This is a genomic window from Streptomyces sp. NPDC107498 (assembly GCF_055582805.1).
Window position 1 is genome coordinate 73,803 of sequence record NZ_JBVJPE010000011.1, and the last position, 18,144, is coordinate 91,946.

An 18,144-nucleotide genomic window follows, 5' to 3' on the forward strand; every position below is an offset into this window, starting at 1 on the left:
GGGGGTGGGGCGTGGGGGTGTGTCAGAGGAGTTGGATCAGCATCCAGGTGGCCACGGCCAGGAAGATCACACCAGTGATCCGCTGCATGGCGTAGCCCTTGCCGGTGGGCTCGGTGGCGTCCGGGTCCTTCACCCATCCCTTCTGCAGTCTGGCGTTCAGTCTCCACAGGAGTTGCGGGCGTATGACCTGGATGAGGCCCATGACCAGGAACAGGCAGAGAACCGGAATCAGGGCGGCACTGCTGGTGCCTGAGGCGGTCTGGGTCAACGCGTCGGGATTCATGCAGCTCCGCATGCCCTGACGTCACATCAAAAAACGGGCAGGCCCGTTTGTGGGCCCGGCTGGCTGCGGGAACCGGGGGCGCTGTGGGCTCGGGGAGTTCAGACGTCGGCGCGGCGTGAGGTGATGGCCTGTCGGGGCGCGGCATGACGGGCCGGCTCGTGTCTCTGGGTGGCCTGGAGAGGGGCCAGCCAGGCGGAGGCGGGGTGAGCAGGCCGGTGAAGACGCCAGGAGAAGGAGACGGGCCCATATCTGCCGGCTCCCGGGGTGGGCCCATCCTGATCAGGCCGCGGTGGACGTCCACAGCAGGACGCCTGCCGTGCAGAAAGCGCGGATCCGACGCAGCTGCCCACAGGTGGGCCCCCCTCCCCCGCGAGCGCGGGAACAGACTTCGTCCCACTGGTAGGCGACCTCGGACGCGGGGCCATCCCCGCGCGAGCGGGGAGCAGTGCGGAGCTGCACTACGTCAACACCGTTGACCGGGATGGGCACGGCTTGTCTAGGATCTGCCGTACCGCCATGCCAGCCCCGCAGCCTTACGGAGTGCCGTGATTTCCCCAAAGTCGCAGACCGTGGTGGGGCCGGGTTTCACCCCTGCCCTCGACTTCGCCTTCGAGGTCCGTGTCTTCCTCGCTCCCTCCTTGCACATCGGCCACGGCGCCGGCGAAATCACCGAGTACGTCCCCATCACCGGCGGCACTGTCGACGGCCCTCGCCTGCGCGGCACTGTTCTGGCCGGCGGCGGTGACTGGTGCGACAGGCGCCGCGGGGTCTACCAGCTCGATGCCCGATACCTCCTTCGAACCGACGACGGCGCGGTCATCGACATCACCAACCGCGGCTACTACCACGAAGACGACCCCGACGTTCCCGCCCAGTACGACGGCGACCTGCAGGTGTCCGAGGCAGGCGTGTACTACCGCACCTCCCCCGTCTTCCGCACCGACGCCCCCGCCCATCTCTGGCTCGCCCGCACCGTCTTCATCGGTATCGCCCGCGGCGACGACTCCGAGGTCGCCATCCGCTTCTACTCCGTGACCTGACCAGCGTCGCGACAAACCGCAAAAGCGTCCCTGGCACACCGAGCTGGAACAGTCGAAGGTGTGGTGGGCTTCGGCAGTCCGGTCCATCTGCCGCGGCGGGCGCGGCTGATGGGGCTCTTCGGTCACCGGACGGACTCCACTGCGGCCGCGATCGCCCGCAGGCGGCTGCACTCGGCAAGGAGGCGCCCGGACTCCTTCGGGTCGGCCTTCTTTCGGCGCTGGTCCGTTGATCAGCGTCAGGACGCCGGGATCTTCAGAGCGTAGACGTCGTCGAGTGGACACAAGCCGAGCGGTTTGTGCGCGGGCGGCTACCGGTGGCGCGGAGCGTTGGTCCAGGCCTCCGCCAAGACGACGCCGGCCGCCGGGTCGCGGTGCATGACGGCGTAGAGGGTCCAGTCGGCGTCACCGGTCGTGAACCAGTTTCCGTCCCACGCGGTGTCGGCGGGCACCAGCTCGAAGCGGAAGGGCTGACACAACCGGCGAAGCACCGGCCCGGGCATCAGAGCCTCAGCAGTCCGCCCACCCACCAGTCGTGTGGCTTGCCGTCGTTGGCGATGCCGCGATTGCGCAGTGTCCCTTCGACCGTGAAGCCGAGTTTCTCGGCGACCGCGCGCGAGCCGGTGTTCCCGGCCATGGCCCACCACTCGATGCGGTGCAAGTCGAGCGTGGCCCAGCCCCAGTCGCACAGGGCCCGGGCGGCCTCCACCGAAAAGCCCTGGCCGCGCTGCTCCTTGACCGCCCAGTAACCGAGCTCCCAGACGCCGCGACTGAGGAGGGTCAGGCAGTACGAGCCGACCAGGGCGCCGGTGTCCTTGCGAAACGCTCCGAGGGTGTAGTCCCTGTCCTCGGCCCACTGGGCGGGCAGCTTCTCGCCGACGAGCTCCTCGGCATCCGCACGCCGGTACGGCACCGGGACCGGGGTGTAGAACTGGATGTCCTCGTCCTGGCAGGCTTCGTACACCGCATCCACGTCGGCAGAGGTGAAGGCCCGCAGCACCAAACGGTCGCTCTCAAGAGTCACCGGATCCATTGCGGCAGTATGAACACCACCGGCAACCGGCGACCAGCGAATTTCCGCGTAACGCCGACACGCTCCTCGGCTGACCCGGGGGCGTCGCGACACCCTGTCCCCGAGAAGGAGCTACGCCTCCACCCGTCGCCCATCGCGGACCGAGCCGTAAGCGGCTGAAGGTGCCCGTGGCGGTGTTCCGGTGGGCGCGGCACGCCGGGACCTCCCGGCCCCCGACGTCCCGGCGGGGCGGTGGTCTCGGGCGGCCCGCTCGGTCCCGACCAGGCCGCCGCCCGCCTTCGGGTGAGGAGGGTGGATTCCGACCGGATGGTGAAGCTCAAGTGGATCCGGGCCGCGGAGTGAGCCGAGGCGGAGTTCGGCACCCCACGGGCCGGAGCGGTCGACGTCCCGCTCTGCCGCACCGCCGACAGCGACACACTCGTCGCCGCACACCCCGAAGTTGAAGTCGACCGGGAGCAGCTTCGCCAGGTCGGCAAGGGCCGACGCTCACCACTCGCCGCCCTGGCGAAGGCGGTGCCGATGTCGGCACCGGCGTAGGGGCCGGCCGTGAAGGGGTGGTTGCCCGGGGCCTCCGGGGTGGCCGTCCCTTGTTGTCCCGAGCGGATCAGACCGCTCCGGAAGGTTGGCGGGGTGGCCCGTTCGGGTGGCGGGCGGGCGTCGGCCTGCGTCGTGCGCCCTGGTGCCAGCATGCAGGTGATCATCAGCTTATGGGTATCGAGGAAGAGGAGTCGGGTCCGTGGAGGTCTCTGCGAGGGCAAGGAAGCCTACGAGACGATTCGGCGCCCCGACAGCTACGACCGCATCCAGGACAAGCTGAGCGCCTCGGACCCCTGACCACGCTGCCGGCTCCCACTGAGCCCGTGAGAGCGGCACCTGCCCCGGTGTAGCGGCCGGGCACAGCAAGAGAGGGCGTCCGGAGAGATGTGTGTGGCTTTGTTCGCGAGAACGGGCCCTGGCACGACTTCTGTGGACCTGGCGCCAGGCGGCAGGTCCGTGCGCCGTACTACGTCCTGGTCGGCTGCGGTGCCGACGGGATTCGAACCCGCGAGACAGATGGGAGCAGGCCCGCCCCGTCCCCGTCACTCGCCGTGGGAGGGACCTCGCCCACGGCGATCGCAATGGACCGCTCTGCCACGGCACCGCAGCCTGCGGAAACGCGCGCACTCCCGCTCTGGCCAAGCGTAGAGACATCGTTCCCTGCGGACCAATCTTTATCCGGCCGCCGACCACCACTGCCGCAGGTCCACAGAAGTCACGCCACTCCACACGCAACGAAGACATCGGAACCTGTTTCCGGCACTTCCCCCGAGGTGAAGGTTCTCCTGGACGATGGTTGCCTCGGCCTCCGGCGCGACCACCCCGGCCAGGCGATCACACTGCCCGGAAAACCCGACACGCTCGCTTTGCCGCACGTACACGCGCCAGAGAAGAGGCCGGCACCGGCCCTCGTCGGAGCGCATCGCTGTCGAACACTCGCCTGCCCTCGGCCTGGGAGAAGACGGTGTGCAGCCGGTCGCGGAAGAAGGCTGCGCGAGGAGCTGTGACACGAAACGGGGTGGATACCGGCCCGCACTCCACCAATGGTGCGGGCCGGTATCCACCCTGTCGGGCCGGGCGAACGGGAAAGCCCGCCTGCCCGTGGTGAGCGGTCCCACGCGCTCGACACTCATGTGCCCCCGAACCCGGCCCCCATGCCCATCCGATTTCACCCGGGCGGCCGAGGTGTGGAGTGCGATCCTGCGGGCAGGCGCGCGTCAGCGCCGCCGTTCACGGACGACCCCCCGCGTCGTGGACGGCGGCGATGGTCGACGGATGGTGTGCCGCCTGCGGCCCCCATTCCGCAGGCGGCGCCATCGATCTCGATGCCGGGGGTCGGCGGCAGGACCGCGACGGAACGTTCTGCGAATCGCGGCCGGCGGCCGCAGTCACCTGAGCTGCGGGGCTGTGAGAAGGACGACTCGATCGGCCTCGACGTCGAAGCCGAATACCGGATGACCGTAGTCGCCCTCCGGGTCCATCAGCACCGGCTTGCGCAGCCGCCGCCCGATCTCCCGCCGGAAGCACCGCATCGCCTTCGGAGTAGTCGTGCTTCCAGCCCTTCTCCGCGACAAGATCGAGGACCGCCTGCCACTCCTCCACCGAAGTGTTCGGGACACGCACGTCCGGCAGCGACCCCATCGGGTCCGGGTCGAAGAAACAGCTCACGTCATCCCACAGTAGATCGGCCACGGCGCCGTGCTGCCCGGCTCCCTGGCCCAACGCACCCCGTTTCCCTTGACCGAAGGCATAGGCCTCCGAAAGACAGGGACCCCGGCCGGCCGCCGGCGCTGAAGCCTTTTTCGTGAGCCGTTGGTATCTGGTTCGCTGACGGCCAGGGGGTCGGGTCAGGGACGTTCGTAGTGCTGGAGGATGCCGCCCACGGAGAAACAGAGGGCACCGGTGAGGGTGCCCCAGTTGGCGATGTCGGCGTTGATCAGGCTGCCGGTGGCGGGGCGCGTGTAGGCGGCGAGTGCCGAGACCATGAAGAGGACGGAGCCCAGCTGGTTCACAGCGACGATCCACCAGCCGAGGTTGCGCTGTCTGATGCACGGCCGGCCGTGGCAGATCTCGACGAACGCGAGGTGGCCGGAGATCAGGAAGAGCACACAGCCGATCACGTCGGGTGCCCAGATCAGCCGATTGATCTGCTGGACGGTCAGACCTTGGAGGAAGGAATCGAGCAGGTCGACGGCGAACACCAGGGTGCCGACGAACAGGACGAAGGCGCTCAGCCAGTCGACCCGCATCGGTTCATAGCTCCACCACCGCCACCGTCGGGTGACCAGGGCGCCTTCCCCTCCGGGCACATGGCGCGGGGCATTGATGACCTGGAGCAGGGACACGTAGCCGCCGATGTTGAAGAACAGGCCGCCCGCGAAGTAGATCGAGGCGCAGGTGGTGGCGTCGCCGGAGCCGAATTGGGCCACGGCGGCGCCGACCGCGAAGAGCGCTCCACCGATGACGAAGGCGGTGGCGGCCACTGCGTTGAGCCTGCGCAGCCGGGCGAGGGCGGCGTCGTCGGCGTTGGCACGACGGGCTCCGACCGCGCCGGGCGGACGGACGGCGACAAGGCCTCGGCGCCGGGCGGGCCGGGATTCCCAGACAGCCGTGCCGCCGCCGGGCGGCTGCCAGGTGAGGCGGGTCGTAAACGGTCCCGCGCCTTCGGCGCGCTGATCGGGCTGTCCCACAGACCGAGGCTAGACGTCCCGCCAGTCATCGGCCGGGCGCAACGCCGTCGATGGGGTGGGCTGCCCTTCGGTCCGACGTTCCGGTCGGCCCCGGGCGGTCACGCGGTAGAGCATGTCGCAGTCCTGCTCGGCGTGGTCGAGCAGCGGGAAGGTGATGGCGGAGGAGCCGCGGCCGGCGACCGCCTCGACGCGGTCGGGGGCGAGGGCGGCGGCGGTGGCGAGCTGCTGGAAGACGCGGATCGGGTCGTCGGTCGACAGGACGCTGACGGCGGTTCTGGGCTTGATCCGGCTCGTGGAGGCCGCGGCGGCGCTGACGACGGCGGTGGGCGAGGGCAGCGGCATCGCGCGCATGTGGTGCTCGCCCACCCCGAAGCAGTCCAGGCCGACCTCGTCGGCGAGCTTGATCGCTTCGAGCACGTCACGGACGGCTTGTGCGGTGGGGCCGGGGCGGCCGTCGGGCTCGCCCATGCGCGTGCTCCCGTCGAACGAGGCGTCGGATCCGGGCCGCGGAGTGGGACGAGGTCGAGTTGGGCACCCCGCGGGCCGGGGCGATCGAGGTCCCGTTCTACCGCACCGCCGGCGTCGACGCCCTCCTCAGCGGTCGGATCAATCCGGACAAAGCGCCACCTCTCCCCTATCTGACCTGCAGGTGTGCACATCCGCTCCCAGGAGAGGAGAGTGGAGGAGCACCGGTCACGTCCGGGTTGCCCTCGACGCTCCTCCTTCCCGCCGACGGCGACGCCACCTCAATGCCAGATACCGGCGCCCGCGGAGGACAGCGGGAGTACCACGAAGGGCCCGCCCCACCAGCACGGGATCGAGGCGTACCAGCGTGATACCCGACCAACCCCGCCCTACCGGCGGCCACCTCTTCCTCGTCAACGGCTCCCCCGCTTGGCGGGCCGACAACGTCGACACCCTGGTCCTCAACGAACCCACCGGCAGCGCGTCCACGGTCGTGCTGTGCGTAAGTGGTGAGTTCGACATGGACAGCGTCGGCTGCCTGTACCAGGCCCTCGACCACACGTGTACGCCCCGCCCGCAGCGGGTCGTACTGGACCTGGCCCGCGTCACCTTCGCCGACTACTCCCTCGTCGACGCGCTGCTCGACGCCCGCCGCTACTGCACCCGGCTCATCCTCCTCGGCCCCCTGACCGAACCCGTCCGCAGAGTGCTGGACCTGACCCGCACCAGGAGACTGTTCCAGATCGAACTCGACGAATAGCCCCGACCGGCGAACAGCCCGCCCGCCGGGCCATCGGGAGAGTTCGCTGCGCAGGCGGTGGGCATCGCCGGGGCGGTGAGGGGCGATGCGGGTGCCGTGAGTGGTGTCGAGGTCGTGCAGTGAGCCCGCCCGGGGCAGAAAGTGGACGATCCCGCCATCGGGGGGATCGTCGGGGGCTTCATGGAAGTGAACCGGGGCACAGGGGTGGTCACCGGTGCGGCGCCGTGGGTGTCGCCTGACTGCTGCAGGACCCACACGGGCGCTCGCGCCGCCTTCGAACTCCCGACCGAACTCGACCACGGCGGGCTCCTGAAGGAGGGGGAGTCCCTCCCGGCCGACGCCGCCCAGACTGTCGGACGTCGGCCGACGGCAAGACCGTGACCGCCGGACGGAGGCTCTTCGAAGCCGTCGACCCCAGCCGCTGTCGGCGCTCGGTCCGGGGTCTCCGGGTGGGCGGGCCGCGAGGGGCGCGGCTCAGGTGCCGTTGTTCCAGTGGGTGTGCATGTCGTGGAGGGGGGTGAGTGCGGCGGCCGGCTGGTCAAGGGTGACGTAACCCGGTTCCCCGACTCGGTACGAGCGCCGGTGGGCGGCGACGGCGGTCCAGGGCGTCCACAGGGCGTGGCGGGTGGAGCGGCGCGCGAGGGCGGTCAGGGGCCAGGGGGCGGCGACGGGCCGGTGGTCGTAGGCGAGCAGGCGACCGCGGCGGCGGGTTGCGATGACGAGTCCTGCCACGTGCAGGCGGGGCGGGTCGCCGTCCGGGGTGGTGGTTTCGGTGAGGCGGACGTCGCTGACGTGGCCGATGTCACGGCCGGTGGCGTCGATGACGCGGGCGCCCATGAGGTCAGCCAGGCGCATGGCCGGATCCCGGAAGCGGGGTGATGACGTTGTCACGGATCCAGTCCTCCAGCGGGTGCACGGCGTCGTCGGCGGGCGTCGTCGTGGCGGTCAGGGCGGCGCCGATGCTGACGATGCGGTCCATGGCGATCCGTGCGTGGCGGTCGGTGGGGCCTGTGGTCAGGCGGCGGGCGAGGGCGTCGAGGAGGCGTGCGGGCCGGCCGGCGAGGCGGGGGGCGAGGGCGGTGGGGCCGATGAGGACGGCGCTCACCCACGGGTCTCCGTCGGGTCCTTCGATGAGTTCGAGGTCGTCGACCTTGGCGAGGGGGGTGCCGTCCTCGGCGATGATCTGCCGGTCCAGGAGGTGAAAGCGTGCGCTGTAGGCGCGGCCGGGGGTGCGTTCGTCCTCGGGCCTGGACGGGGGGTGCTGGGGCATCACAAGCCTGCTTTCGTGGCGAACATGAGGGGCAGGGCGGCGAGGGAGGCGACGAGGATGATCAGGAGGTAGAGCACGCCCAGGCTGTTGGCGAGACGGCCGTTGACGGCCTCGCCCATGTACTCGCGGTCGTTGGCCACGACCAGGATCGGCAGGTAAGTCAGCGGCAGGGCGACGGCTGCGAACACCAGCGAGTATTCGGTGACCTTGATCGGGTCGATGCCCGTCAGGACGAGCATCGCGCCGCTCACGATCGCGACGACGACCACGAGGTGGAAGCGGGCTGCGGTCCGCGGGGCGTGGGTCTTGCCCCAGGTCCAGCCGAAGTACTGGGCGACGGTGTAGCCGCAGGACAGGGCGGTCTCCAGTGCGGCCCCGAAGGTGGCGGCGAAGACTCCCAGGAGTGCGAAGGCGAGTCCTGCTTTGCCGAGGGAGACGACGACGGGCAGGGCCACCTGGGAGAGGTGGTCGACGGCGATGCCCTCGGGGTGGAGGACGAGCGCGGCTCCGGTCATGATCGACAGGGCGAGGAGGCCTCCGAGGGGGAAGCCGACGAAGACGTTGACGCGTTCGGTGATCAGGTCCTTGCGGGTCCAGCGTTCCTCGATGCCGCCGGAGGAGAAGAAGAAGACCTCGTAGGGGGTCATGGCGCTCGCGAACAGTGCGATCCCGTAGTAGAGGTAGGTCGGCAAGCCCTCGCCGGAGGGGACTTGCGGGTGGGTGACCTGCTGCCACATGTCGCCCCATCGCGGGTCGAGGTGGAGCACGGCGACGATGAAGACGATCAGGGCGAGACCGGCCAGGCCGAAGATCCGTTCCATCGTCTCGAACTTCGTCCGCCAGATCACCGCCCACACCACGAACGCCACTGCGGGGATCCACAGCAGGTAGGACACCGACGACAGCAGTTCCAGGGCGAGGCCGACACCGGCCAGCTCGGCGGCCAGCGTCAGCAGGGTGACCAGGAACGATCCGGTGAGGTTCGCGAACGCCACCCGTGGGCCGAGCCGCTCGCGGACGACGTCGAAGGTGGGCCGGCCCGACACGGCGGCGACCCGCCCGGCCATCTCCGCGTACACGCAGATGCCCACCACGCCCAGGAGCAGGACCCAGACGAGGGCGAACCCGAAGCGGGCGCCGACCAGGGAGGAGGCGACCAGGTCGCCGATGTCGACGAACCCTCCGATGGCGGTGAGGATGCCCAGGGTGACGGCCAGAACTCGTTTCACGACAGCCGTTCCTCCAGCCGCTCCAGCTGTTCCTGCACCTTCACCAGCACCGGAGTGTGAGCGGCCAGAGCGGTGCTCGCGCCACGGCGGGCGGCGACCCGCGCGGCGGCCAGTGCCTCATCGGCCGCGGACAGCGCCTCGGTGACCTCACCGCGCAGCCGGTCGGCGTCCGCGCCGGGAGGCTGGCGGGAGGTGAACGCCTCCTCGGCGCCGGCCAGATCCTTCTCCGCCTCCCCCAGCAGGACCGACGCGTACGCGCTGGTGGCGTTCCCCCGGCCGGCGGCCGCGGTGGCCAGGCGTGCGGTGCCCACCGCCGAAGCGGCGGCCTCCACGGTGTTCGCGGCCTTGAGGCGGTAGTCCTCCTCCGTACGGGAAGAGCCCGCACATCCCGCCAACGCCACAGCGCACACAGCCGACAACACCGGCCGGCCCGCCGCACGCCACGCAGAACCGGCGCCGCGCCTCACCGACCGCGGGCGATGAAATACACGGCCAGCACCAGGAGCAGCGCCAACTGCCCCCAGCCCGCCAGCAGTACCAGTCCCTGATCCATCCACAGCCTCCGACCGCCTCTCCGCGTCCCCGGGGAAACCCGCCTGCCCCAGGAAGCGGCCCATAGTCGACACATGTCACCCGGGTTCGGCCACGCACCGCGCCGACGATCCCCGCTCCTGCCAACCGGGGTCATACGGGCAGACGCCCGGCATCCGGCAGGCGGAGAGCGGGCGGGACTGGTCGTGGTCGACGAGGGCGGTGACGACCTTGCGGGCCCTCGCCTCGGTCAGCCGCTGCGCAGCCGTCGCACAACGCTGCAGGGGAGCACAACGCTGCCGCCGGGGAGCACGCGGGGCGATGTCGCTGCCCTTGACCACCTTGGCGAACTCGGCGTCGAACCGCTCCTTGCCGACCTTCTCCACGAGCGTGGTCGGGTACTTCGCCTGTGTGGCGTGGCCGACTGCGTCTGGCGGCGGACTACGGCCGTGCGCCCGCCACCAGCGTGCCGAGGGCCGTGCGCTGGTGGGTGACCGAGCGGCCCGTGCGGGTCGTCGTCGCCATGCCTGCCGATCTGAGCGCCGCCGCGTGGGACGAGGCCGTCGCGTTGCTGACGCGGAGGGCGCGGGCCAGGGATGTCGTGGTGTGGGGCTCGGCGAGGAGGCGCAGGACGGCCAGTCGGGTGCGGCCCAGGACGGCGGCCAGGGTCTCGGCGGAAACGGTGGGGTTCCCCGCGGTGGGCGGGAGCCCGGGGCCGGCCGGGTACGTCAGGACCGCGGGACGGCCCGGGGCGTCCTGAAGAAGGGGGCCCGCCGGGTGGTGGAAGGTGGGCAGCAGGACCAGGCCGCGCCCGTCGAGGCGGACGTCGCGGTCCGGCGCTGCGCCCGGCCATTCCCACACGCCCTCGTGGAGGCGGCTGCCCGGGGCCAGGTCGGTCAGGGCAACGGCCACGCCGTGCTCGGCGACCGCCAGGGCGTAGCGGGTGAACTCCTCACGGTGCAGATCCTGTACGACGGACCAGACCGGGGCGAGGACCGTTTCGTACGCGGCCTGCTGGGCGCGGTGCAGGGTGCGCCAGGCCGTCTCGTCACCCGCGTGCAGGCCGCGGATCCAGCGAGGGGCGGGCGCCGGCCCGTAGACGCGCTCCAGCTCGGAGCGGACGAGCCCGGGGCTGGTGGCGCGGATCTGTTCGAAGCCGTCGGCCATGGTGACGCCGAGGACGTCGAGGAAGGCAGGCGGACGGCCCGCCGGAACCAGGTCGGCAAGCGGGCTGCTTGCGGCCGGGAGGGAGCGCAGGATGCGACCGCGCCACGGCACGAACAGCGGGCCGCCGCTCTGGGCCACGGCCGTGGTCAGGGCGGCGTGCAACTCCTGGAGCGCCGCCGGGCGGGGTGCGAACCGGGTACGGGCGAAGTCCTCCGCGGTGAAGTGGACTCGTAACACCTTCACAGCTCCTCGTCGTGGGCCGGCCTTTCGGGCGGAGCCTGAACCTTCGCGCCGTCACGGCCCCCGCGCCAAGGATGTTCGTATGACTTCTCGACGCACTCTTTTGAAAGGCACCCTATTCGGGGGTGCCGCCGCTCTGCTGACCACGGTCGCGTCCGCCTCGGATGGCAGCCCCGCCCTCCGGCTGCCCGCGCCCGCCGGCCCGCACCCCGTGGGCATGCAGACGGTCCATCTGACCGATCCGTCCCGGACCGACCCGTGGGTGGGCGGCGTACGGGAGTTGATGCTGACCGTCCTGTACCCGGCCCGATCGGTGCGCGGCTTCTCCCGGGCCCCGCAGCTCACTCCGGCCGAGGCCCGGGAGTTCGCCGGCCTCGCGCCCCACGTTCGTCCTGGACTGCCTGAGCCGGGGGCCGTGGACTGGGGCGCGGTCCTCACCCACGGGTACGTGGACGCGCCGCCGCTGCCCGGGCGACGGCCGGTGCTGGTGTACTCGCCCGGCGGCGGTGACTCCCGCACGCTCGGCACGACCCTCGCCGAGGACCTGGCGAGCCACGGCCGAGTGGTCGTGCTCGTCGACCACCCCGGTGACGCTTCCCAGGTGGAGCTGCCGACCGGGCTGCGAACGACCGTCCTGTTCGGGCCACCGGACCCGGCGACCTTCCGCACGATGGTGGACACCCGGATCGCGGACCTCCGCTCGGTCTTGGACCGGCTCACCGATCTGCCGCTCGCCCGGGTCATGGACGCTTGCCGGATCGGGTTGTACGGGCACTCCGCAGGCGGCACGGCGGTGGTGTACGCGGCCCGTGACGACCGCCGGGTCGGCGCGGTGGCGAACCTGGAGGGCTATCTCGACTTGTACCCGACGCCAGTCGGCTTCGCCCGGCCGCTGCTGATGTTCCGCACCGACGGATTCGACGGCGCCGCCCGCATCGAATCGTCCTGGGCGGGCCTTCCCGGCCGCCGCGTGCTGCTCCCCGACGCGAACCACTGGGCGTTCACCGACTACGGCTCTCTCGTCGCACGGCTCCGGACCGCCGGTCTCGTCACAGCGGCAGCGCGGGCGGGGCTCATCGGCACCGGCGACCCGGCTGTGACGCTCGCCGAGGTACGGCACCGGGTGGGGGCCTTCTTCGCCCGCCATCTGGTGTAAACGGACTCCGGGCGGCAGCCTGCGGCCCCACAGGACGTCGGTCGCCCTGTCGGCAGACGACGGCGAGCTCAAGCGGTCAGCACATCAACGCCGTTCAGAAGGCCGGCGCAGACCTCCGCCGGAGTGCGGTGTCCGCGGGTCGTGCACGGGCGGTGGTTGGGCTCGTGGGCGACGGACGGGGCGTTCGACCGGATGCTGCGGGCCGCGCAGGCGAAGGCGGATGCGGTGGGCGGCATCGAGTGGCTGGTGCCTGGTGCGGTCGATCCCACTGTTGTGCGTGCCCACCAGCACGCGACCGGGGCCTGAAAGGGGGCTCTGCGACCCGGCCCTCGGCCGGTCCAGGGGCGGTCTTGACCAACAAGACCCACCTGGCAGGTGACGGCCGGGGCCGTCCCCTCGCCTTCGTCGTCACCGGCGGCAACGCCAACGGCTGCATGCGGTTCACCGCGGCGATGGAGGCGATCCGGGTGCCCTGGACCGGACCGGGGCGGCCCCGCGTCCGGCCCGGCCACGTCCCGGGCGACAAGACCGCCGAGTCCTACGAAGCAGCCGTCGCTCTCGCCTCACTTCTAATGGGGACGTGACATTTGGCGACAGAACCGGACATGCGTCCGGTCCTCGCCGGACACGCCGCCGCCTGGCGATCCGGTCCGCCCCGCGTTTCACTGGACGGGAGCGGCGCCGTGCGCCGACGTGCGGGCGACGCCGGTGACCATGGCTGGAGGTCCCGTGAACACCCACGCACCGACCCGCTTCGACCCCACGCGCGTCCCGCACCTGCTGGGCCCCTTCGCGCCCGTCACCGAGGAGGTGGACGTGGCCGAGTTGCGGGTGATCGGCGAACTGCCCGCCTCCCTGGACGGGACGTACGTGCGCAACGGCCCGAATCCCCGCTTCACCCCGATCGGCTCCTACCTGTACCCCCTCGACGGGGACGGGATGCTGCACGCCGTGCGGATGTCCGGCGGCCGGGCCCAGTACCACAACCGCTTCGTCCGCACCCCGGCGCTCGTCGCCGAGGAGAAGGCCGGGCGCGCGCTGTGGGGCGGTCTGGAGTCGCTGGTCCTGCCGGGCGCCGACGAGGTGGGCCCGGAGCTCGCCGACACCTTCAAGGACCTGCCCGACATCAACGTCGTCCGCCACGCGGGCCGCATGCTGGCACTGGCCGAGTCGGCCTGTCCGTACCGCTTCGACACGGATCTGGCGACCCTGGGACGGGAGGACTTCGACGGCAGGCTGTCCGCGGGCATCACCGCCCACCCCAAGATCGACCCGGTCACCGGCGAGATGGTCGTGTTCTGCTACGCCCTGGAGCCGCCGTATCTGACGTGGTCCGTCATCGGTCCCGACGGCGTGGTGACGCGGGGACCGACGCCCGTGGCCGGCGTGGACGAGCCCGTGATGATCCACGACATGGCCCTGACCGCCCGCTACGTGGTCCTCGTCCTGGCCCCGGCCTTCATCGACCTCGAGGCGGCCATGTCCGGCGGTTCCTTCCTCGCCTGGCGGCCCGAGCGCGGCACCCGGGTGGCGCTCGTTCCGCGTGACGGCGGAGCCCCGGTCCGGGCCTCCGACGAGGCCTTCTGGATGTGGCACTCGGTCAACGCCTACGACGACGGCCCCGAGCCGCAGGCGCCCGTCGTCCTCGACTACGTCGAGTGGAACCGGCTCACCGTCGGCCCGGCCCCCGACGGAGCCGGCCCGGCCACCGCTCGTCTGGTCCGCGCCCGGATCGACCCCGCGGCCGGCCGCATGACACGCACCGCCCTGGACGACGCCCGGGTCGAGTTCCCCCGCATCGACGACCGTCGCATCAGCACGCGCCACCGCCGTGCCGCCCTGGCCACCGGCACCGGCCGCACCGACCTGCTGCCCGGAGAGTACGACGCCATCCGCTGGTTCGACGTCGAGACCGGCACCGCCCAGGTCTGGGAAGCGGGTGATCTCTCCGTCGGCGAGCCCGTCTTCGCCCCCGAACCGGGCTCGGACGCGTCCTCGGACGAGCACGGCTACTGGATGACCTTCGCCACCGACCGCACCGACGGCACGAGCTGGTTCCTCGTCCTCCCCGCCGAAGACCCCGCCTCGGGACCCGTCGCCCGCGTCTCCATCCCCGTCCGGGTTCCCCTCGGCCTCCACGGCGCCTGGCTTCCCACCGAAGAACCGTGACGCCGGTCCATCGCGGCCCGTCGGCGTCGAGCCAGTGTGATGGCCGGGGCGTCACGGCAACGCGTCGGCCTTCGAGGCGGTCATGGCCGGAATCCGGACCTCGCGGAGCGGAGTCGGCAGGCCGAGGACCCGCCCCGCGGTCGTCCTCGCGGATCGCGCCCACTCCTCCCGCGCCATTCACGGGCGCCTCCGCCGACGCGGCATCCGTGCGGTCGTTCCGCAGGCCGCCGACCGGATCGGCCACCGCCTGCGGCGAGGCCGCGCCGGAGGCCGGCTGCCCGGCTTCGACGCCGAGACGTACAGGGAGCGCAACGCCGTCGAGCGGTGCATCGCCCGACTCAAGCAGTGGCACGGCCTCGCCATGCGACGGACAAGCTCGTCATCGCCCACCAGGCCGCACCCCATCTTGCTGCCATCCTCATCCGGACCCGACGCCGAGCAAGGCGTCCGCAGGATTCGTCAGGCCGTCCCGTGCACGACGAGCCGGTTCCCTCCCCGTCAAAGACGCCCGCCAGGACATGGCCCTCCCGCCGATCCCCGCCGGTCGACGTGCACGAGGAGAATGTCGTGGCTGTCGATCACCTCGGAGACGCCCCGGGGCTCGATCGTGTCCGACCACGCGTCCAGGTTCCGACCGCACCGCTCCGGCAACCCGCACGGTTCACTCACCGCGTCCCAGGCGGGCGGGAGCAGGTCACCGAGGAGCCATCCCCGCGGGTGCGGGCGGCAGCGGGCGGAGGCCGTCCAAGCCGAGTTCCGGGGGAAGCGTCCTAGACGGTTCGGGGGCCCGGTGGTGCGGTGATCCGGCGTACCGATTCCACTACCGCCGTCCGGTGGCGGGCGAGCCGCTCCGGTGTCCAGGGGGTTCCTGTCTCGTCCGCTGCCGGGCCGCCCACCGCGCCGAACCACGCCTGTGACAGGGCCATCACCAGCGTCAGTACATCGGTGGCGTCCATCCCGGGGTCGATCCGCCCCGCCTCCTGCGCCCGTCTCACCGCCGCGGTCTTGTGCCGGTAGGACAGGGTCGTGGCCTCCGTGTTCCCCGGACGCTCCAGCTGCTTCCACAGCACCAGTCGCATCAGCTCCGGCCGCTCGACGAGGTGGTCGAAGACGGTGCCCGCGTAGGCGGGCAGATCGTCGGGGTCGAAGGGCACGGACTCCGAGCCCGTCTCCAGGGCCTGCTGGAGCACGGCGTCGAAGAGCTGCTCCTTGTTGCCGTAGTAGACGTAGATGAGGCGCTTGTTCGCCTGTGCCGTCTCGGCGATGCGGTCGATCCGTGCCCCTGCGATGCCGTGCGTGGCGAACTCGGTGAAGGCCGCGTCGAGCAGCCGGGCCTTGGTCGCGCTGGAATCCCGTGCCATGCCTGGCAGCCTAGCAAGTAACTATCTGGTTATTGACATCCGCTCCAGGGCTGGTGCAGTATCTATCTATCCAGTTAGTTACTTATCAGGGAGAGCACCATGGAGATCCGCGCACTGGGCACCCAGGGACTGAAGGTCGGCGCCGAAGGCCTCGGGCTGATGGGCATGAGCGCCCACTACGGAGCCACGGACGAGGCCGAGTCCCTGGCGACCATCGACCGCGCCCTGGAACTCGGCGTCACCCTTCTCGACACCGCCGAGGGCTACGGCCCCTTCCTCAACGAGCAGCTCCTCGGCAAGGCGCTGGCCGGCCGCCGCGAGGCCGCCGTGATCGCCACGAAGACCGGCATCGAGTTCACCGACGACGGCGCCTTCCTCGGCCACAACGCGACCCCCGAGTACATCCGCCGCTCCGCCGACCGCTCCCTTCGCCACCTGGGCACCGACCACATCGACCTCTACTACCTGCACCGCATCGACCCGAACGTGCCCGTCGAGGAGAGCGTGGGCGCCCTGGCCGAACTCGTCACCGCCGGCAAGGTCCGCCACATCGGCCTGTGCGAGGCCGCACCCTCCACCATCGCCCGCGCCCACGCCGTCCACCCCCTGACCGCCGTACAGACCGAGTACAGCCTCTTCGAGCGCGGCATCGAGCACGACGGCGTCCTGGACACCCTGCGCGAACTGGGCATCGGGCTCGTCGCCTACTCCCCGCTCGGCCGGGGATTCCTCTCCGGCGCCATCACCAGCCCGGACGACTTCGCCGCCGACGACTTCCGCCGCACCGACCCCCGCTTCCAGGGCGAGAACTTCCACCGCAACCTGGCCGTCGTCGACCAGGTGCGCCGCCTCGCCGCCCAGAAGGGCGTCACGCCCTCGCAGCTGGCCCTGGCCTGGACCCTGCGCCAGGGCGCGGTGCCCATCCCGGGCACCAAGCGCCGCCGCTACCTGGAGGAGAACATCGCCGCTGCCACCGTGACCATCAGCGACGCGGACCTGGCGGCCATCGACGCCGTGGCCCCGCACGGCGTGGCATCCGGCGACCGCTACGCCCCCGAACTGATGCAGTCCCTGAACGGCTGACCCACCCCCGAACCCGGCCCGCACGGACAGGCCGAGTCTCTTACGACGACAAGGGCGCAGAAATCCGGCAACCGCAGCGGTCACACCGTCCGGGATGAGGAGGAAGCCCACGCCTGACAGCCGCGGTACTCACGAGGAACACGCCGACGTCCCCTCCGCATACCCGACCGCACAGGAGGGGGCGTCCCCGCAGGTGCTCCCGTGGTAGTGGCCACCGGACCCCGCGTCTTCCCCGCCGCCATTGACCAGGCTGGCGAAACGGCCTGATTCTGGGCTTTCTGAAGGCGGGTGACCTGCTCTGCGATGAGTGCAGGCGGGAAGGCGCGTACATCGCGACCGGCGATCGACAGCTTGCTGAACCTCGCCACCGTGCTCCCGACCCTCACCACGGTGCACTCGGTCACGGACGGGCCCGGCTTCACCGAAGCGGCGATCTCGAACCGCACGGCCTCATCCCCGAATTCCCGAGTCGCGGGGCAGAAAGAACGCTGACCGTTCCCTCGTACCGGCCGACCGGGCTCTGCCGCTCGAAGTGCTGGCAGGTCTTCAAACCCTCACGCACCTTCGCGAACGCCTCCTCGGCACCGGAGCCCTCGTAGGACGCCGGCAGAGAGCTACCGCCGCAGATTTCGCTCTTCCAACGGAACGGCTGAAAGGCCGTCGTCGGGGCCGGTGTCAGCTCGCCCTCCGCGGCATCGAGCATCTCCCGACGGGCAGACCCGGACGAAAACGTGGCTTCCGCGCTGCCCGCTCCGGTGTGGAAGACAGAGGCCGGTTCACCGATCAGACCGGAGGGACGACGAAACGCGCTTATGCGCATGACCTGGCCTCTGAACCGTACGAATGATCAGACGGACACTGGACCACGAGCAACTTCGGCAACTGCGCGGCCAGGGCTCCCGCCCGACATTCTGCCTGATCGATGGTTCAGCCCGGTGGCGCTGGCGTCCGGGGGCTCGCGAGTGTGCCCGGGCAAGGCCGTTTCTCCTCGGAGGAGTTGCTCACCGCCTCGGCGGAACCGTCCCGACGCCCAGGCTTTCTCCGGGAACACCGCGGGCCCCGCGGAGGCGGGCAGCGCACACCGCGCATTCGGCGGCGGTTCGGGGTGCCGCTGGGTGACGGCGCCTCGCGTC

General features: G+C 71.1%; 18 protein-coding genes, 1 tRNA gene and 2 pseudogenes. 7 read left to right on the top strand and 14 right to left on the bottom strand.

Annotated elements, in window-relative coordinates:
• Window positions 1-22: 22 nt before the first annotated feature.
• Window positions 23-295 (bottom strand): DUF6199 family natural product biosynthesis protein, encoded by a 273-nt coding sequence (locus ACZ66Z_RS20425; RefSeq protein WP_469935825.1) that lies wholly within the window; start codon window positions 293-295, stop codon window positions 23-25.
• Between the two features lie 533 nt (window positions 296-828).
• On the opposite strand from ACZ66Z_RS20425, the gene ACZ66Z_RS20430 reads away from it, so the two are divergent.
• Window positions 829-1,323, top strand: a complete 495-nt coding sequence (locus ACZ66Z_RS20430) for a DUF3237 domain-containing protein (protein ID WP_469935827.1) — start codon at window positions 829-831, stop codon at window positions 1,321-1,323.
• Between the two features lie 308 nt (window positions 1,324-1,631).
• On the opposite strand, the gene ACZ66Z_RS20435 is transcribed toward ACZ66Z_RS20430, so the two are convergent.
• The 6 genes and pseudogenes from ACZ66Z_RS20435 to ACZ66Z_RS20460 all read right to left on the bottom strand — a co-directional run bounded on the left by ACZ66Z_RS20435 (window position 1,632) and on the right by ACZ66Z_RS20460 (window position 6,048).
• Window positions 1,632-1,799 carry a hypothetical protein gene (locus ACZ66Z_RS20435; protein WP_469935829.1) on the bottom strand — a complete coding sequence of 56 codons (168 nt, stop codon included), beginning with the start codon at window positions 1,797-1,799 and terminating at the stop codon, window positions 1,632-1,634.
• Window positions 1,800-1,822: 23 nt separating this feature from the next.
• Window positions 1,823-2,353 carry a GNAT family N-acetyltransferase gene (locus ACZ66Z_RS20440; RefSeq protein WP_469935831.1) on the bottom strand — a complete coding sequence of 177 codons (531 nt, stop codon included), beginning with the start codon at window positions 2,351-2,353 and terminating at the stop codon, window positions 1,823-1,825.
• 1,021 nt (window positions 2,354-3,374) lie between these two features.
• A tRNA-OTHER gene (locus tag ACZ66Z_RS20445) sits at window positions 3,375-3,494 on the bottom strand.
• A 784-nt stretch (window positions 3,495-4,278) separates the two neighbouring features.
• Window positions 4,279-4,582: pseudogene (locus ACZ66Z_RS20450) on the bottom strand (hypothetical protein).
• Window positions 4,583-4,737: 155 nt separating this feature from the next.
• Window positions 4,738-5,580, bottom strand: coding sequence for a hypothetical protein (locus ACZ66Z_RS20455; RefSeq protein ID WP_469935833.1), 843 nt, complete (start codon window positions 5,578-5,580; stop codon window positions 4,738-4,740).
• A gap of 9 nt (window positions 5,581-5,589) precedes the next feature.
• Complete coding sequence (locus tag ACZ66Z_RS20460) at window positions 5,590-6,048, bottom strand: LLM class flavin-dependent oxidoreductase (RefSeq protein ID WP_469935835.1); 459 nt, start codon at window positions 6,046-6,048, stop codon at window positions 5,590-5,592.
• 364 nt (window positions 6,049-6,412) lie between these two features.
• Here ACZ66Z_RS20460 and ACZ66Z_RS20465 point away from each other — a divergent pair, with 364 nt between their 5' ends.
• Window positions 6,413-6,805 carry an STAS domain-containing protein gene (locus tag ACZ66Z_RS20465; protein WP_469935837.1) on the top strand — a complete coding sequence of 131 codons (393 nt, stop codon included), beginning with the start codon at window positions 6,413-6,415 and terminating at the stop codon, window positions 6,803-6,805.
• 474 nt (window positions 6,806-7,279) lie between these two features.
• On the opposite strand, the gene ACZ66Z_RS20470 is transcribed toward ACZ66Z_RS20465, so the two are convergent.
• From ACZ66Z_RS20470 to ACZ66Z_RS20495, 6 genes are all read right to left on the bottom strand, one after another.
• On the bottom strand, window positions 7,280-7,660 hold the full coding sequence (locus ACZ66Z_RS20470; protein WP_469935839.1) for a hypothetical protein: 381 nt from the start codon (window positions 7,658-7,660) through the stop codon (window positions 7,280-7,282).
• Window positions 7,647-8,075, bottom strand: a complete 429-nt coding sequence (locus ACZ66Z_RS20475; protein ID WP_469935841.1) for a hypothetical protein — start codon at window positions 8,073-8,075, stop codon at window positions 7,647-7,649. The genes ACZ66Z_RS20470 and ACZ66Z_RS20475 overlap by 14 nt, the downstream gene beginning before the upstream one ends.
• Window positions 8,075-9,304 (bottom strand): NRAMP family divalent metal transporter, encoded by a 1,230-nt coding sequence (locus tag ACZ66Z_RS20480; protein ID WP_469935843.1) that lies wholly within the window; start codon window positions 9,302-9,304, stop codon window positions 8,075-8,077. The genes ACZ66Z_RS20475 and ACZ66Z_RS20480 overlap by 1 nt, the downstream gene beginning before the upstream one ends.
• Window positions 9,301-9,699 carry a hypothetical protein gene (locus ACZ66Z_RS20485; protein WP_469935845.1) on the bottom strand — a complete coding sequence of 133 codons (399 nt, stop codon included), beginning with the start codon at window positions 9,697-9,699 and terminating at the stop codon, window positions 9,301-9,303. The genes ACZ66Z_RS20480 and ACZ66Z_RS20485 overlap by 4 nt, the downstream gene beginning before the upstream one ends.
• Before the next feature lie 234 nt (window positions 9,700-9,933).
• Window positions 9,934-10,221 (bottom strand): hypothetical protein, encoded by a 288-nt coding sequence (locus tag ACZ66Z_RS20490; protein WP_469935847.1) that lies wholly within the window; start codon window positions 10,219-10,221, stop codon window positions 9,934-9,936.
• A 55-nt stretch (window positions 10,222-10,276) separates the two neighbouring features.
• Complete coding sequence (locus ACZ66Z_RS20495; protein WP_469936244.1) at window positions 10,277-11,239, bottom strand: ArsR/SmtB family transcription factor; 963 nt, start codon at window positions 11,237-11,239, stop codon at window positions 10,277-10,279.
• Window positions 11,240-11,324: 85 nt separating this feature from the next.
• Between ACZ66Z_RS20495 and ACZ66Z_RS20500 the strand changes: the two genes are divergently transcribed.
• From ACZ66Z_RS20500 to ACZ66Z_RS20515, 4 genes and pseudogenes are all read left to right on the top strand, one after another.
• Window positions 11,325-12,398: an alpha/beta hydrolase family protein gene (locus tag ACZ66Z_RS20500; RefSeq protein WP_469935849.1), complete on the top strand. Its 1,074-nt coding sequence runs from the start codon at window positions 11,325-11,327 to the stop codon at window positions 12,396-12,398.
• 350 nt (window positions 12,399-12,748) lie between these two features.
• Window positions 12,749-12,982: a hypothetical protein gene (locus tag ACZ66Z_RS20505; protein WP_469935851.1), complete on the top strand. Its 234-nt coding sequence runs from the start codon at window positions 12,749-12,751 to the stop codon at window positions 12,980-12,982.
• Between the two features lie 145 nt (window positions 12,983-13,127).
• Window positions 13,128-14,567, top strand: coding sequence for a carotenoid oxygenase family protein (locus tag ACZ66Z_RS20510; RefSeq protein WP_469935853.1), 1,440 nt, complete (start codon window positions 13,128-13,130; stop codon window positions 14,565-14,567).
• Between the two features lie 46 nt (window positions 14,568-14,613).
• Window positions 14,614-15,032, top strand: a pseudogene (locus ACZ66Z_RS20515) (transposase); the annotation flags it as partial.
• A 305-nt stretch (window positions 15,033-15,337) separates the two neighbouring features.
• On the opposite strand, the gene ACZ66Z_RS20520 reads toward ACZ66Z_RS20515, so the two are convergent.
• Window positions 15,338-15,928 (bottom strand): TetR/AcrR family transcriptional regulator, encoded by a 591-nt coding sequence (locus ACZ66Z_RS20520; protein ID WP_469935855.1) that lies wholly within the window; start codon window positions 15,926-15,928, stop codon window positions 15,338-15,340.
• Between the two features lie 99 nt (window positions 15,929-16,027).
• On the opposite strand from ACZ66Z_RS20520, the gene ACZ66Z_RS20525 reads away from it, so the two are divergent.
• Window positions 16,028-17,011 (top strand): aldo/keto reductase, encoded by a 984-nt coding sequence (locus ACZ66Z_RS20525; protein WP_469935857.1) that lies wholly within the window; start codon window positions 16,028-16,030, stop codon window positions 17,009-17,011.
• The last annotated feature ends 1,133 nt before the right edge of the window (window positions 17,012-18,144 follow it).